Raw genomic sequence first — 14,937 nt, 5'->3', positions numbered from 1 at the left:
AAACGCCCGGTTACATTCCGAACCCGGAAGCTAAGCCTCACAGCGCCGATGGTACTGCAGGGGGGACCCTGTGGGAGAGTAGGACGCCGCCGAACTCCTTTTAGAGCTCTGGCTCTTGGGCACCAGCCCGAGGGCCAGAGCTTTTTGCGTTGAGGTAAGGTCAGTGGGAATCATCGGCACATTTTCTACTGGAGGCCCCCGGGTGGAGGTCCAGGAGACCCGCGTCCAGACAGACCGGGTCCTCACCATCCCGAACATCCTGAGCATGGCGCGTCTCGCCGGCGTGCCGCTCTTCCTGTGGTTGATCCTCAGGCCCGAGTTCGGAGGGCCGAACAGCGACGGCTGGGCCCTTCTCGTACTGGCGTTCAGCGGCATCAGTGACTATCTGGACGGCAAGCTGGCGCGACGCTGGAACCAGATCAGCAGCCTCGGTCGACTCCTCGACCCGGCGGCCGACCGGCTCTACATTCTCTCGACATTGGTCGGGCTCACCTGGCGCGAGATTCTCCCGCTCTGGCTGACCGGCATACTTCTCGCCCGTGAGCTGGTCCTGCTGGTCATGGTCGGCATCCTCAGACGGCACGGCTATCCGCCACCGCAGGTTAACTTCCTGGGCAAGGCCGCCACCTTCAACCTGATGTACGCCTTCCCGCTGCTCCTCCTGAGTGACGGAAGCGGATGGATCGCGTCACTCGCGGCTGTTTTCGGATGGGCGTTCGCAGGGTGGGGTACAACCCTGTACTGGTGGGCAGGAGTCCTCTACGTGGTGCAGGTCCGCCGTCTCGTTCGTGCGGACGCCATGGCCGACTGAGCTCGCCCTTGGGCGGTAAACAGTGGCTCGATGGCCCGTTGCGGAAAAGTGCGGGACAATCAAGGCGGGTGAAGTCGGCTAGACCGTCGTCTCTTAGAGGAGGACGCTTCCGACATGAAGGCCGTCGTGATGGCCGGAGGCGAAGGCACACGCCTTCGCCCTATGACCTCAAGCATGCCCAAGCCGCTCCTGCCGGTGGCCAACCGGCCAATCATGGAGCACGTTCTGAGGCTGCTCAAAAGGCACGGGCTCAACGAGACCGTCGTAACGGTGCAGTTCCTGGCATCGCTCGTCAAGAACTACTTCGGAGACGGCGAAGAGCTCGGTATGGAGCTCACCTATGCCAATGAGGAGAAGCCACTCGGTACCGCCGGAAGCGTCAAGAACGCCGAGGAAGCATTGAAGGACGATGCTTTCCTCGTCATCTCCGGAGATGCCCTGACCGACTTCGACCTCACCGAGCTCATCAACTTCCACAAGGAAAAGGGTGCGCTGGTCACCGTCTGCCTGACGCGCGTACCCAATCCGCTGGAATTCGGCATCACCATCGTGGACGAGGAAGGCAAGGTCGAACGCTTCCTGGAGAAGCCGACCTGGGGTCAGGTCTTCTCGGACACGGTGAACACGGGCATCTATGTCATGGAGCCCGAGGTGTTCGACTACGTGGAACCCGACGTGCCCGTCGACTGGTCCGGCGATGTCTTCCCGCAGCTGATGAAGGAAGGCAAGCCGATCTACGGCTATATCGCCGAGGGCTACTGGGAGGACGTCGGTACGCACGAGAGCTATGTGAAGGCGCAGGCGGACGTCCTCGAACGCAAGGTCGACGTCGAACTCGACGGCTTCGAGATCTCCCCGGGTGTGTGGGTGGCCGAGGGCGCCGAGGTGCATCCCGACGCCGTTCTCCGCGGTCCCCTCTACATCGGTGACTACGCCAAGGTCGAAGCCGGCGCCGAGATCCGCGAGCACACCGTCGTGGGCTCGAACGTCGTGGTGAAGACCGGGGCCTTCATGCACCGGGCCGTGGTGCACGACAACGTCTACGTCGGTCAGCACAGCAACCTGCGCGGCTGCGTGGTCGGCAAGAACACCGACATCATGCGGGCCGCCAGGATCGAGGACGGCGCGGTCATCGGTGACGAGTGCCTGATCGGTGAAGAATCGATCGTGCAGGGCAATGTGCGGGTCTACCCGTTCAAGACCATCGAGGCGGGCGCCTTCGTCAACACGTCGGTGATCTGGGAGTCGCGAGGACAGGCCAATCTGTTCGGTGCGCGCGGTGTGTCCGGGATCCTGAACGTCGAGATCACCCCCGAGCTCGCCGTGCGCCTCGCAGGGGCCTATGCGACGACGCTGAAGAAGGGCTCCACGGTCACCACGGCACGTGACCACTCCCGTGGTGCCCGCGCGCTGAAGCGGGCCGTCATCTCCGCGTTGCAGGCCAGTGCCATCGACGTCCGCGACCTGGAGAACGTACCGCTGCCGGTCGCCCGGCAGCAGACCGCGCGCGGCAGTGCGGGCGGGATCATGATCAGGACCTCGCCCGGTGTGCCGGACTCCGTCGACATCATGTTCTTCGACGGACAGGGTGCGGACCTGTCCCAGGCCAGCCAGCGCAAGCTCGACCGGGTGTTCGCGCGGCAGGAGTACCGGCGTGCGTTCCCGGGGGAGATCGGGGACCTGTACTTCCCGGCCAGCGTGTTCGACTCGTACACGGGGTCGCTGCTGCGGAACGTCGACACGACGGGTATCGCCGAGTCCGGGCTGAAGGTCGTCGTCGACGCGTCGAACGGCTCGGCGGGACTCGTCCTGCCCAGCCTGCTCGGGAAGCTGGGCGTGGACTCGCTGACCGTCAACCCGGGTCTGGACGAGTCCAGGCCGACGGAGAGCGCCGAGGTGCGGCGGGCGGGGCTGGTCAGGCTCGGTGAGATCGTCGCGTCCTCCAGGGCCGCGTTCGGTGTGCGGTTCGACCCGGTCGGTGAGCGGCTCTCGCTCGTCGACGAGAAGGGGCGGATCGTGGAGGACGACCGCGCGCTGCTGGTGATGCTCGACCTGGTGGCCGCGGAGCGGCGCAGCGGCCGTGTGGCCCTGCCGGTGACCACGACCCGGATCGCCGAGCAGGTGGCCGCCTACCACGGGACCCAGGTGGAGTGGACGACGACCTCGCCCGACGACCTGACCAGGGTCGGGCGGGACGAGACGACCATCTTCGGTGGGGACGGCAAGGGCGGATTCATCGTTCCCGAGTTCAGCAGCGTCTTCGACGGCACCGCGGCCTTCGTACGGTTGATCGGGCTGGTGGCGCGGACACAGCTCACGCTGAGCCAGATCGACGCGCGGATTCCGAGGGCGCACGTCCTCAAGCGGGATCTGGCGACTCCGTGGGCCGTCAAGGGACTGGTGATGCGTCGTGTGGTCGAGGAGGCGGGAGACCGCTTCGTGGACACCACGGACGGGGTGCGGGTGGTGGAGACCGACGGGCGTTGGGTGATGGTGCTGCCCGATCCGGCCGAGGCGGTCACCCATCTGTGGGCGGAAGGGCCGGACGACGCCTCCGCGCAGGCCCTGCTCGACGAGTGGGCGGCGGTGGTGGACAGCGCCGGCCGCTGAGGGCCCGGTACGCGGCGTGCCGGACAGGTGTCCCCGAGGGGGCCTGTCCGGCACGTCGGAGGGGCCGTTCGGAGGTACGGGTCGCGACATGCGACGATGTGCGGCATGCCGCAGGAGCCCCCCGTTCGGAGTACATTCACGCGCCCGTCGCGTCCGGACGCGTCCATGTCGCTGCTCACCAACGTCATGGATCACAGCCTGGACGACGGATACGCCGAGGCAGCCGCCCGCAAGAAGGCCGAGGGCGGTGGCGGCCTGCCCCGGACGCTGAGCGCGAAGCTGGGTCTCGCCGCCGGTCTGGTGCTCGCCGCGCTGGTCGTGACGGTCGGAGCGGCGCAGGCGCGGATCGCGGCTCCGGTCGTGGCCAAGGAGCGCCAGGAGCTGATCGACCGTATCGACCGTGAGACCAAGGCGGCGGACGAGCTGGAGGGCACCGTCGACGAGCTCCGGGACGACGTGGGCGCACGGCAGCGGGAGGCGCTCCGCGACGACGGCGGCGACAGCCGGGCCGAACTGGTGGGCATCCTCTCGGGTGCCTCCGAGGTGCACGGGCCCGGTGTGAAGCTGGTCGTGAACGACGCCAAGGAAGCCACCACCGGAGGGGACGGCGACCCGCGCGAGACCTCAGGGTTCTCCGACACCGGGCGGGTGCGCGACCGGGACATGCAGCGGGTGGTCAACGGGCTGTGGGAGTCGGGCGCCGAGGCGATCTCCATCAACGGACAGCGGTTGACGGCACTGTCGGCGATCAGGGCCGCGGGGGACGCGATACTGGTCGACAACAGGCCGCTGGTGCCGCCTTACACGGTGCTCGCGGTGGGGGACGGGAAGCGGCTGAGCACCAAGTTCCAGAACAGTGCAGACGGCCTGTATCTGAACGCCTTGCAGGAGAACTACGGCATCCGGACCGCCATCTCCACGGAGGGCGACCTCCGGCTGCCGGCCGCACCGAGTGTGATCGTACGTACAGCACAGCCGATATCCGAGAAGGGCACATCGTGATCGCCGTACTGGGCCTCATCGTGGGAGTCGTGGCCGGCCTTTTGGTCCGCCCCGAGGTTCCGGCGGTCGTCGAGCCTTATCTTCCGATCGCCGTCGTGGCGGCTCTCGACGCCGTCTTCGGCGGTCTGCGGGCCATGCTCGACGGGATCTTCGACGACAAGGTGTTCGTCGTGTCGTTCCTGTCGAACGTGGTCGTGGCGGCGCTGATCGTCTTCCTGGGCGACAAGTTGGGTGTGGGCGCCCAGCTGTCCACGGGTGTCGTGGTCGTCCTCGGCATCCGCATCTTCTCCAACGCCGCGGCCATCCGTCGGCACGTGTTCCGGGCGTGAGACCGACGATGAGCAACCAGGACGAACAGCCTGAGCCGCGCCGACCCGAGCCCGAGCGGCCCGAGCCTGAACGACCCGAGCCCGAGGAGCGCCGGCCCGAGCCCGAGCCTGAGCAGCGGCGGCCGGAGCCCGAGCCTGAGCGGGTCGAGCCGGAGCAGCGGCGGGTCGAGCCTGAGCAGCGTCGGGTCGAGCCTGAGCCCGAGCGGCCGCAGCCTGCGCAGCAGCGGCCGGAGCCGCGTCGGCCCGAGCTTGAGCGGTTGCGTCGGCTTCGGTCCGAGGTGGAGCGGCGGCAGCCTGAGCAGCGACGCCCCGATCTTGAGCCTCAGCGGCCCCAGCCTGAGCGGCCTCAGCCCGAGTCGCGTCGACCGGAGCCGCTCGAGTCGGAGCGGCCTCGGCCCGACTGGCGGCAGCCTGAGCAGCGTCGGGCCGTGTCCGAGCCCGAGCGGCCGCAGCCTGCGCAGCGGCGGCCGGAGCCGCGCAGGCCCGAGCCCGAACGCCCCCTGGCGCAGCGGCCCCAGCCCCAGCCGGAGTGGTCCCGGCCGCAGCCGGAGCGGCCGCGGCCTCAGCCCGAGCCGCCGCGGCCGCAGCCGGAGTGGTCCAGGCCCGAGCACGGGCTGCGCAGGGAACTGCCCGACGAGGTGCCCCCGCAGCCTGCCCAGGCCGAGCAGCCGGCCGACACGGCGGCCGAGCCCGTGCTGTCCGGTCGGCAGCGGCTGGTGCAGGGGCTGTGGCCGCCGCGTCTGTCGCGGGCCCAACTCATCGTGGCCGTCCTGCTGTTCGGCCTCGGCTTCGGGCTGGCCGTGCAGGTGGCGTCGAACAGCGACAGCGACAGCGCGCTGCGCGGCGCACGCCAGGAAGATCTTGTTCGGATCCTCGATGAACTGGATGACCGTACTCAGCGTCTTGAGGACGAGAAGCAAGGTCTCGAGAAGCAGCGCGACGAGTTGGAGAACAGCTCCGACGCGGCCGAGGAAGCCCGCAAGCAGACACTCGAGAAGGAACGGCAACTCGGCATCCTCGCGGGCACGGTGGCCGCGCAGGGGCCCGGCATCACGATGACGGTCGAGGACACGAAGGGGACGGTCCAGGCGGACATGCTGCTCGACGCGATCCAGGAGCTGCGCGCGGCCGGCGCGGAGGCGATCCAGGTGAACGGGGTGCGCGTGGTCGCAAGCACGTATCTGACAGAGTCCGGGAAGAGTGTGAGCGTCGATGGGAACAAGATCAACGCTCCCTATCGTTTCAGTGTCATCGGCAAGCCGCAGGATCTCGAGCCGGCGCTCAACATCCCTGGAGGCGTGGTGCAGACACTGGAGAAGGAGCAGGCCACGGTGACCGTCGAGCGTTCGGGCAAGATCGTCGTGAACGCCTTGCGGGCGGCGGAGCGGCCTGACTACGCTCGGTCGTCCTCCCAGTGAACCGGGGGTGCATGGGGGTCGTCGCCCCAGGGCATGAGGTTGCGGGGGGTCGGCGCACCGAATGGGTGGTGCGTGGTGGAAACTGTCTGGTGGATACGGACGTTGTGAAGATGTCCGGGTCGACCGGTGTATTGAGTCAGGGTTCGTCCTGCCCCACGGGCGGGTCTGTTTCGGTCAAGGGGAATCGCCCGTGAAGTTGTTTGCGAAGTTGTTCGGCAAGAGTGCTCGAGAGGGTAACGACAACGCGACCGCTCGTCACCGCGCACAGCCCGACGCGGACGGCCAGCGGCCGTTGTTCCGGGACCAGGTGGCTGGTCCGGGTGGTGACCTCTCCGGGGGTCAGGGCGCGGCGTCAGTTGACCCTGCCCAGTCCGGCGGCATAGGTTTCGGGCAACCGTCAACCTCAAGTTCGGGTGGAGGGTTTTCCGTGTCGGCCCTGGTGTGTACGAGGTGCGGTCACCGCAACGGCGAGAACAGCCGCTTCTGTTCCAACTGTGGCGCACCGCTGCGCCCCGGTCTGACGCCCGAGCGGGCGTCCGAGACGACGTCGACGATCTCGATCTCGGGGATCGAGGCCTACGACGCCGAGGTCACCGGCCAGACGTCGGTGCCGACGCTGTCGCCCGAGGCGCAGGCGGCTGTCGACGCACTGCCGCTGGGTTCCGCGCTCCTGGTGGTGCGCCGGGGCCCGAACTCGGGCAGCCGCTTCCTCCTGGACGGCGAGCTGACCACGGCCGGGCGGCACCCGCAGAGCGACATCTTCCTCGACGACGTGACGGTCTCGCGTCGGCATGTGGAGTTCCGGCGTGGCCAGGACGGCACGTTCACGGTCGCCGACGTGGGCAGCCTCAACGGCACGTACGTCAACCGCGAGCGGATCGACGAGGTCCCTCTGGCCAACGGCGACGAGGTGCAGATCGGCAAGTACCGGCTGGTCTTCTACGCGAGCCAGCGAGGCTACTGACCCTCCCCCGGACTGTGTCCGGGGGGGACCCCCAGGGAAGGTCCATGCTTCGAACACCGGGCGGCGGTGCCGGGCACGGCACCGCCGCGGCGGACAGTGGGCTGATGAGTATCGGCTCGGTGCTGAACGCGCTGCGCGAGGAGTTCCCCGAGGTCACCATCTCCAAGATCCGATTCCTGGAGTCCGAGGGCCTCATCGAGCCGCAGCGCACCCCTTCGGGGTATCGCAAGTTCAGCATCAAGGATGTCGAGCGTCTCGGCCATGTCCTGAGGATGCAGCGCGACCACTATCTGCCGCTCAAGGTGATCCGGGAGCACCTGGACGCCATGGAGCGCGGGGAGGCCGTACGGTTGCCCGCGCTGGGGCGCCAGCGGGAGGGCGAGGCCGTCCCGGAGGTCTCCGACGGCTCCACCGCGGCCCGGATCGGGCGGGCCGAGCTGCTCGCCGCCGCGGAGGTCGGCGAGCGCGAGCTCGAGGAGTGGCAGTCCTACGGGCTCATCACCCCGCTGGAGGGCGGCGTGTACGACGCCGAGGCGGTCACGGTCGCCTCGCTCGTCATCGAGCTTGGGCGGTTCGGGATCGAACCCCGCCACCTGCGGCTCATGAAGGCCGCCGCCGACCGTGAGGCCGGCCTGGTGGACCAGGTGGTGGCCCCGCTCAAGCGGCACCGCAACCCGCAGACCAGGGCACACGCCGAGGACCGTACCAAGGAGCTCGCGGGGCTCACGGTGAAGCTGCACGCGGCGCTGGTACAGACCGCTCTCGGGGTGCGGCTGCCCTGAGAGCGGGGCGGACCCAGGGCCTTCCGGACGGCGTGATCGGGCGCCCGTTCCCGGCCCGACTACCCAAACATCCCGGGCACGGCCTAGGGTTGCTGTGTGAACGAGCTCGATGTCGTAGGTGTCCGGGTCGAAATGCCCTCCAACCAACCGATCGTGCTCCTGCGCGAAGTGGGAGGCGACCGTTACCTCCCTATCTGGATCGGGCCGGGGGAGGCGACGGCGATCGCTTTCGCCCAGCAGGGCATGGCCCCCGCGCGACCGCTGACCCACGACCTGTTCAAGGACGTGCTGGAAGCCGTCGGCCAGGAGCTGACCGAAGTGCGCATCACGGACCTGCGTGAGGGCGTCTTCTACGCGGAGCTGGTGTTCGCGAGCGGGGTGGAGGTCAGTGCCCGACCGTCCGATGCCATAGCGCTGGCACTGCGTACCGGGACGCCGATCTACGGCAGCGACACGGTCCTGGACGACGCGGGGATCGCGATCCCGGACGAGCAGGAGGACGAGGTGGAGAAGTTCCGCGAGTTCCTCGACCAGATCTCACCCGAGGACTTCGGCAGCAGCAGCCAGTAGGCGCTGCACGGGCGCGTCGCGCGGATCGGGTGGCGCGGCGCGGCGCGGCGGCGGCAATTGCCAGCGGCCAGTGAGTGCGTCCTGCGGCTCCCCCCGAGAGCATTCGGCTAGCCTTTCCCCGCGGTGGGGTACGGGAAACCACTCCTAGGGTGATTATCACTCGGCGTGCCGAGTGTGGCGATCGTTGACGCACCCCTGGTGACTGCCTACCGTCGAGGAGGCAGGTCAAGGACGGAGGTCGGCGTGAGCAGCAGCGGCGGCGGTATGGCTGGGGGTGCCCCGGGACGCGGTTTCGGGGCGAGCGGTCCGTACCCGCTTCACGGCGACGCGGCCGACCATGCTCCGCACCGACCTTCGGCAGTGCCGAGCAGCGGAGGGGCGACGTCCATGACGTCCGAGCAGATCGGCTACCGGGGCCCGACGGCCTGCGCGGCCGCCGGCATCACCTACCGGCAGCTCGACTACTGGGCCCGTACCGGCCTGGTCGAGCCGAGCGTGCGGCCTGCCCACGGGTCCGGGACACAGCGGCTGTACAGCTTCCGCGACGTGGTCGTCCTGAAGATCGTCAAGCGGTTCCTCGACACCGGGGTGTCGTTGCAGAACATCCGTACCGCCGTGCGGCACCTGAAGGAGCGGGGCTTCAGCGACCTGGAGCGCATGACGCTGATGAGCGACGGCGCCACGGTGTACGAGTGCACCTCGCCCGACGAGGTCCACGCGCTGCTCCAAGGCGGGCAGGGTGTGTTCGGGATCGCCGTGGGCGTGGTGTGGCGGGACGTGGAGAGCGCCCTGTCACAGCTGCACGGGGAGCGGATCGACACCGGGGAGACCCTGGTCCGACCCAATCCGGCCGACGAGCTGGCGCGGCGGCGCAACCGGGCCGTCTGAGGTCCGCCCCGGCGCCGCGCGAGGGCATTGTCAGTGGCGTAGGGCAGCATCGGAGATGTGAGAACCGCGCCCACGATCCTGCATCTCGACATGGATGCCTTCTTCGCCTCGGCGGAGCAGGCGTCCAAGCCGAGCCTGCGGGGAAAGGCCGTCGTCGTGGGCGGGCTCGGGCCGCGCGGGGTGGTGGCGACCGCTTCGTACGAGGCACGGGTCTTCGGCGTGAACTCGGCGATGCCCATGGCCCAGGCCCGTCGGCTGGTGCCGAACGCGGCCTATCTCGTGCCCCGCTTCGGGTTCTACCGTTCGATCAGCGAGCAGGTGATGGCGCTGCTGCGGGCTCTGTCGCCGCTGGTGGAGCCGTTGAGCCTGGACGAGGCGTTCGTGGACCTGGAGGCCGGGGGAGCGGCCTGGGACGCCGGGTCGGCCCGCTCGGCGGGGGTGAAGCTGCGTGCCGACATCCGGGCGGTGACGGGGCTCACGGGGTCCGTGGGGGTGGCCGCGTCGAAGATGCTTGCGAAGATCGCCTCCGAGCAGGCCAAGCCGGACGGTCTGGTGCTGATCGAGCCGGGCACCGAGCGGGCGCTGCTCGGGCCCATGTCGGTACGGACCCTGCCGGGCGTCGGTCCCGCCACCGGCGACCATCTGCGGCGGGCCGGGATCACCACGGTCGACGAGATCGCCGGGGCCGGTGAGGACGAGCTCGTCCGGCTGCTGGGCAAGGCGCACGGCCACGCGCTGTACGCCATGGCGCTGGCGCGCGACGACCGGCCCGTGGTGGCCGAGCGGGAGGCCAAGTCGGTGTCGGTCGAGGACACGTACGACGTGGACATCCACGACCGGCTCAGGGTGGGGTTCGAGGTGGCGCGGCTGGCCGACCGGTGCGTGGGGCGGCTGCGCGGGGCGGGTCTGTCCGGGCGGACCATCGTGCTCAAGGTGCGGCGGTACGACTTCTCCACCCTGACCCGGTCCGAGACGCTGCGCGGCCCCACCGACGATCCGGCCGTCGTGCGGGAGGCGGCGGCCCGGCTGCTCGACTCCGTGGACACCACGGGCGGCGTACGGCTGCTCGGGGTGGGGGTGACCGGACTGGCCGACTACACCCAGGAGGACCTGTTCGCGCAGGCGGCCGGCGAACAGGCGGGCGCCGTGGAGCAGGAGGCGGCCGCGCACGAGTCCGTGCCGCAGCCGTCGGAACCGGTCGAGCGGCACTGGCCGGCCGGACACGACGTACGGCATGCCGAGTACGGGCCCGGGTGGGTGCAGGGCAGCGGCCTCGGCCGGGTCACCGTCCGGTTCGAGACGCCCGACTCGGCCCCCGGCCGGGTGCGGACCTTCCGGATCGACGACCCCGACCTGGAACCGGCGGATCCACTGCCACTGGTGCGGCGAAGACCGGTGGAGGCCGAGATCTCGGGAGCGGTCCGCGGCGCCGAGGAGGAGGATACGGCGGCCGAGGGGGAACCGCTGGACGAGGAGCCGTCGAGCGCTGGCGCTGCGGAGCACGCGGTCGGCTGACGGCGGGCTCGGGGGACCTGACGGGCGACGGGACGGAGTTCCGGCTGTCCGGAACGTCACGGGCCGGCCGGAGGCTCGGGGGAGTGCCGGTGCGGTGCGATCTCCGTCACCGGGCATCCGGTGCACGCCGATCGCCGTCGACGGCGACCAGGCAGGTCGGCAGGGGCGCCGAGGGGACCGCCTGTCTCCGGCGGGCGTGCCGGGCCTGGCTGCGGCAGCTCTCCAGGGGAACCGTGGGCCGGCGGGGTGCGGGCGGTGGCGTCAGGACTCGTCCGGGCCGGCCAGCTTGCCGAAGTCGTGGTCCGGGAAGGGGGGCGGGGCTGCGATGTCGAGGCCGTAGTGGTGGTAGAGCTGGAGTTCCTGTTCGGGGGAGAGGTGACGGCCGACGCCGAAGTCGGGGGCGTCCTTGATCAGAGTGCGGTCGAACGGGACGCGCAGTGCGCCCTCGACCAGTTCGCTGGGTTCGAGCGGAACGAAAGCGTCCCTCGAGAACAGACCGGTACGTATGGCTGCCCACTCCGGTACACCGGTGGCGTCGTCGAGGTACACCTCGTCGACGGTTCCGATCTTGGTGCCGTTGCGGTCGAACGCCTTGCGGCCGATCAGGTTGCGCGGATCGACATCGGTCTGCACGGTCCCTCCTCCAGGTCGCAAACTCATCCGTAAGCACTACAAAAGAGCACATTCAGGAAGGTGGCCACTCGAAAACTCCCGTGTTGAGGTCGCTGGTACTCTGGCAAGCGGCTGCTGACCCCGTGCGGGAGAGTCCTCCGGACAAAACCGGAGGCGCCGAAGGAGCAAATCCTCCCCGGAATCTCTCAGGCACACGTACCGCACGGACGAGGTCACTCTGGAAAGCAGGACGGGTGTCGACGACCCGCGTCCTCACCGACGGTGAAAGCCGGTGACCCCACTCCGGGCGATCCGGTGAAGCTCTCAGGTTGAGATGACAGAGGGGGAGGCCGTCGGGGTACCCACACCAGGGTGCCCCTCGCAGGTCGCGTCAGACCAGGAGGCCTCCGCAATGACCGCCCACCGTATTCCGCTCTCCGAGCTCGAACAGGGGATCCCGTTCGAGCAGCGCCACATCGGGCCCGACCTCGAGGCACGGGCCAAGATGCTCGCCCAGGTCGGGTACGGCTCGCTGGACGACCTCACGGCAGCCGCGGTACCGGATGTGATCAAGAACGCCGACGCCCTCGACCTGCCGGGCGCGCGCACCGAGGCCGAGGTGCTGGCCGAGCTGCGCTCCCTGGCCGATCGCAACCAGGTCCTCGGCTCGATGATCGGCCTCGGCTACTACGGGACCTTCACGCCGCCCGTCATCCTGCGCAACGTGATGGAGAACCCGGCCTGGTACACGGCGTACACGCCGTACCAGCCGGAGATCTCGCAGGGCCGCCTGGAAGCGCTGCTGAACTTCCAGACGACGGTCGCCGAACTCACCGGGCTGCCGACCTCGGGCGCCTCGCTGCTCGACGAGGGCACGGCCGCCGCCGAGGCGATGGCGCTGTCCCTGCGCATGGGCAAGAACAAGAAGGGCCTGTTCCTGGTCGACGCGGACGCGCTGCCGCAGACCATCGCCGTGATCGAGACCCGCGCCGAGCCGACCGGCGTCGAGGTGGTCGTCGCCGACCTCAGCGACGGCATCCCGGCCGAGATCGCCGAGCGCGAGATCAACGGCGTGCTCCTCCAGTACCCGGGCGCCTCCGGTGCCGTGCGCGACCTCAAGCCGGTCATCGACCAGGCCCACGAGCTGGGCGCGCTGGTCACGGTCGCCGCCGACCTGCTCGCGCTGACGCTGCTCACCTCGCCCGGCGAGCTGGGCGCGGACATCGCGGTCGGCACCACCCAGCGCTTCGGCGTGCCGATGGGCTTCGGCGGACCCCACGCCGGCTACATGGCGGTGCACGAGAAGTTCGCGCGCAGCCTGCCCGGCCGTCTCGTGGGCGTCTCCGTCGACGCCGACGGCAACCGGGCCTACCGCCTCGCCCTTCAGACCCGTGAGCAGCACATCCGCCGGGAGAAGGCGACCAGCAACATCTGCACCGCGCAGGTGCTGCTCGCCGTGATGGCGGGCATGTACGCGGTCTACCACGGGCCCGACGGTCTGAAGGCGATCGCCGGCCGCACCCACCGCTACGCCACGCTCCTCGCCGCGGGCCTCACCGCCGGCGGTGTCGAGGTCGTGCACGGCGCGTTCTTCGACACCCTCACCGCGCGGGTCCCGGGCCGGGCCGCCGAGACCGTGGCCGCCGCGCGCGAGCGGGGGGTCAACCTGCACCTCGTCGACGCCGACCGGGTGTCCATGTCCTGCGACGAGACCACCACGCGCGCGCAGCTTGCCGCCGTGTGGACGGCGTTCGGGGTCGAGGCCGACATCGAGGCGCTGGACGCGGTCACCGAGGAGGCCCTGCCGGCCGCGCTGCAGCGCACCGACGTCTACCTCACCCACCCGGTCTTCCACCAGCACCGCTCGGAGACCGCGATGCTGCGCTACCTGCGCAGGCTCTCCGACCGCGACTACGCGCTCGACCGGGGCATGATCCCGCTGGGCTCCTGCACCATGAAGCTGAACGCGACCACGGAGATGGAGCCGGTCACCTGGCCCGAGTTCGGCCAGCTGCACCCCTTCGCGCCCGCCGAGCAGGCGCAGGGCTACCTCACGCTCATCCGTGAGCTGGAGGAGCGGCTCGCCGAGGTCACCGGCTACGACAAGGTGTCCCTCCAGCCCAACGCCGGTTCGCAGGGCGAGCTGGCCGGTCTGCTCGCGGTGCGCGGCTACCACCGGGCCAACGGTGACGACCAGCGGACCGTCTGCCTGATCCCGTCCTCCGCGCACGGCACCAACGCCGCCAGTGCCGTCATGGCCGGCATGAAGGTCGTCGTCGTGAAGACCGCCGAGGACGGCGAGATCGACGTCGAGGACCTCCGGGCGAAGATCGAGCAGCACCGTGAGCAGCTGTCGGTGCTGATGATCACGTACCCCTCCACGCACGGCGTGTTCGAGGAGCATGTCGCCGACATCTGCGCGCAGGTGCACGAGGCGGGCGGTCAGGTCTACGTGGACGGGGCCAACCTCAACGCGCTCGTGGGGCTCGCCAAGCCGGGGCACTTCGGCGGCGACGTCTCGCACCTGAACCTGCACAAGACGTTCTGCATCCCGCACGGCGGCGGCGGTCCCGGCGTCGGCCCCGTGGCCGTGCGGTCGCACCTCGCGCCGTACCTGCCCAACCACCCGATGCAGCCCGCGGCCGGTCCGGAGACCGGTGTCGGCCCGATCTCGGCGGCCCCGTGGGGTTCCGCGGGCATCCTGCCGATCTCGTGGGCGTACGTCCGCCTGATGGGCGGCGAGGGGCTCAAGCGGGCCACGCAGGTGGCGGTGCTCTCCGCCAACTACATCGCCAAGCGCCTGGAGCCGCACTACCCGGTGCTCTACACCGGCCCCGGCGGTCTGGTCGCGCACGAGTGCATCATCGACCTGCGGCCGCTGACCAAGGCGACCGGCGTGAGCGTCGACGACGTCGCCAAGCGGCTGATCGACTACGGCTTCCACGCGCCGACGATGTCGTTCCCGGTGGCCGGGACGCTGATGATCGAGCCGACCGAGTCCGAGGACCTGATCGAGCTGGACCGTTTCTGCGACGCGATGATCGCCATCCGCGCGGAGATCGAGAAGGTCGGCGCGGGCGACTGGCCGGCCGGCGACAACCCGCTGAGCAACGCCCCGCACACCGCCGCCGCGCTCGGCGGGGAGTGGGAGCACGCCTACAGCCGCGAGGAGGCCGTCTTCCCGGCCGGTGTCTCGGCCGCCGACAAGTACTGGCCGCCGGTGCGCCGTATCGACCAGGCCTTCGGCGACCGGAACCTGGTCTGCTCGTGCCCGCCGCTGGACGCGTACGACGACTGAGCACCCGGCCGGCCCATGGGCCGGTGAAGGCCGGTCCGCCCGGTCCCCACGCCCCCGTCGAGGGGTGCGGGGACCGGGCGGACCGGGTTCGGGACTTCGGCACCGCCGCTCGGCGGCGGGCGCCAGGGGGCTCCTGTC

12 protein-coding genes, 1 rRNA gene and 1 riboswitch are annotated in these 14,937 nt (G+C 69.8%); of the genes, 12 read left to right on the top strand and 1 reads right to left on the bottom strand.

What is annotated here, in order from left to right:
• The 11 genes from rrf to ACZ7OY_RS33195 all read left to right on the top strand — a co-directional run.
• Positions 1-95 (top strand): 5S ribosomal RNA (rrf, locus tag ACZ7OY_RS33245); the annotation flags it as partial.
• Positions 96-202: 107 nt separating this feature from the next.
• On the top strand, positions 203-811 hold the full coding sequence (locus tag ACZ7OY_RS33240; protein WP_471914886.1) for a CDP-alcohol phosphatidyltransferase family protein: 609 nt from the start codon (positions 203-205) through the stop codon (positions 809-811).
• Between the two features lie 114 nt (positions 812-925).
• Positions 926-3,421, top strand: coding sequence for a mannose-1-phosphate guanyltransferase (locus tag ACZ7OY_RS33235; protein WP_351616049.1), 2,496 nt, complete (start codon positions 926-928; stop codon positions 3,419-3,421).
• 165 nt (positions 3,422-3,586) lie between these two features.
• The gene (locus ACZ7OY_RS33230; RefSeq protein WP_471914877.1) at positions 3,587-4,423 is read left to right on the top strand and encodes a DUF881 domain-containing protein; all 837 of its coding nucleotides are present in this window, start codon (positions 3,587-3,589) and stop codon (positions 4,421-4,423) included.
• Positions 4,420-4,752, top strand: coding sequence for a small basic family protein (locus ACZ7OY_RS33225; RefSeq protein WP_006134295.1), 333 nt, complete (start codon positions 4,420-4,422; stop codon positions 4,750-4,752). The genes ACZ7OY_RS33230 and ACZ7OY_RS33225 overlap by 4 nt, the downstream gene beginning before the upstream one ends.
• Positions 4,753-5,390: 638 nt before the next feature.
• Positions 5,391-6,170, top strand: a complete 780-nt coding sequence (locus ACZ7OY_RS33220; protein ID WP_471914885.1) for a DUF881 domain-containing protein — start codon at positions 5,391-5,393, stop codon at positions 6,168-6,170.
• Between the two features lie 61 nt (positions 6,171-6,231).
• Positions 6,232-7,134, top strand: a complete 903-nt coding sequence (locus tag ACZ7OY_RS33215) for an FHA domain-containing protein (RefSeq protein WP_384732571.1) — start codon at positions 6,232-6,234, stop codon at positions 7,132-7,134.
• Positions 7,135-7,178: 44 nt separating this feature from the next.
• Positions 7,179-7,916, top strand: coding sequence for a transcriptional regulator FtsR (ftsR, locus tag ACZ7OY_RS33210; RefSeq protein ID WP_471914876.1), 738 nt, complete (start codon positions 7,179-7,181; stop codon positions 7,914-7,916).
• A gap of 96 nt (positions 7,917-8,012) precedes the next feature.
• On the top strand, positions 8,013-8,486 hold the full coding sequence (locus tag ACZ7OY_RS33205; RefSeq protein ID WP_003988851.1) for a bifunctional nuclease family protein: 474 nt from the start codon (positions 8,013-8,015) through the stop codon (positions 8,484-8,486).
• A 243-nt stretch (positions 8,487-8,729) separates the two neighbouring features.
• Positions 8,730-9,374, top strand: coding sequence for a MerR family transcriptional regulator (locus tag ACZ7OY_RS33200; protein ID WP_471914875.1), 645 nt, complete (start codon positions 8,730-8,732; stop codon positions 9,372-9,374).
• Between the two features lie 57 nt (positions 9,375-9,431).
• The gene (locus ACZ7OY_RS33195; RefSeq protein WP_471914874.1) at positions 9,432-10,889 is read left to right on the top strand and encodes a DNA polymerase IV; all 1,458 of its coding nucleotides are present in this window, start codon (positions 9,432-9,434) and stop codon (positions 10,887-10,889) included.
• Between the two features lie 261 nt (positions 10,890-11,150).
• Here ACZ7OY_RS33195 and ACZ7OY_RS33190 read toward each other — a convergent pair whose 3' ends face one another.
• Positions 11,151-11,522, bottom strand: a complete 372-nt coding sequence (locus ACZ7OY_RS33190) for a PRC-barrel domain-containing protein (RefSeq protein WP_351616027.1) — start codon at positions 11,520-11,522, stop codon at positions 11,151-11,153.
• A 115-nt stretch (positions 11,523-11,637) separates the two neighbouring features.
• Positions 11,638-11,733: riboswitch (glycine riboswitch) on the top strand.
• A gap of 180 nt (positions 11,734-11,913) precedes the next feature.
• Between ACZ7OY_RS33190 and gcvP the strand changes: the two genes are divergently transcribed.
• On the top strand, positions 11,914-14,799 hold the full coding sequence (gene gcvP, locus ACZ7OY_RS33185; protein WP_471914873.1) for an aminomethyl-transferring glycine dehydrogenase: 2,886 nt from the start codon (positions 11,914-11,916) through the stop codon (positions 14,797-14,799).
• The last annotated feature ends 138 nt before the right edge of the window (positions 14,800-14,937 follow it).

The sequence above is a fragment of the Streptomyces sp. NPDC107559 genome, assembly GCF_055657365.1.
The sequence above is the reverse complement of the archived record's forward strand: the minus strand, read 5'-3'. Positions and strand labels throughout refer to the sequence as shown.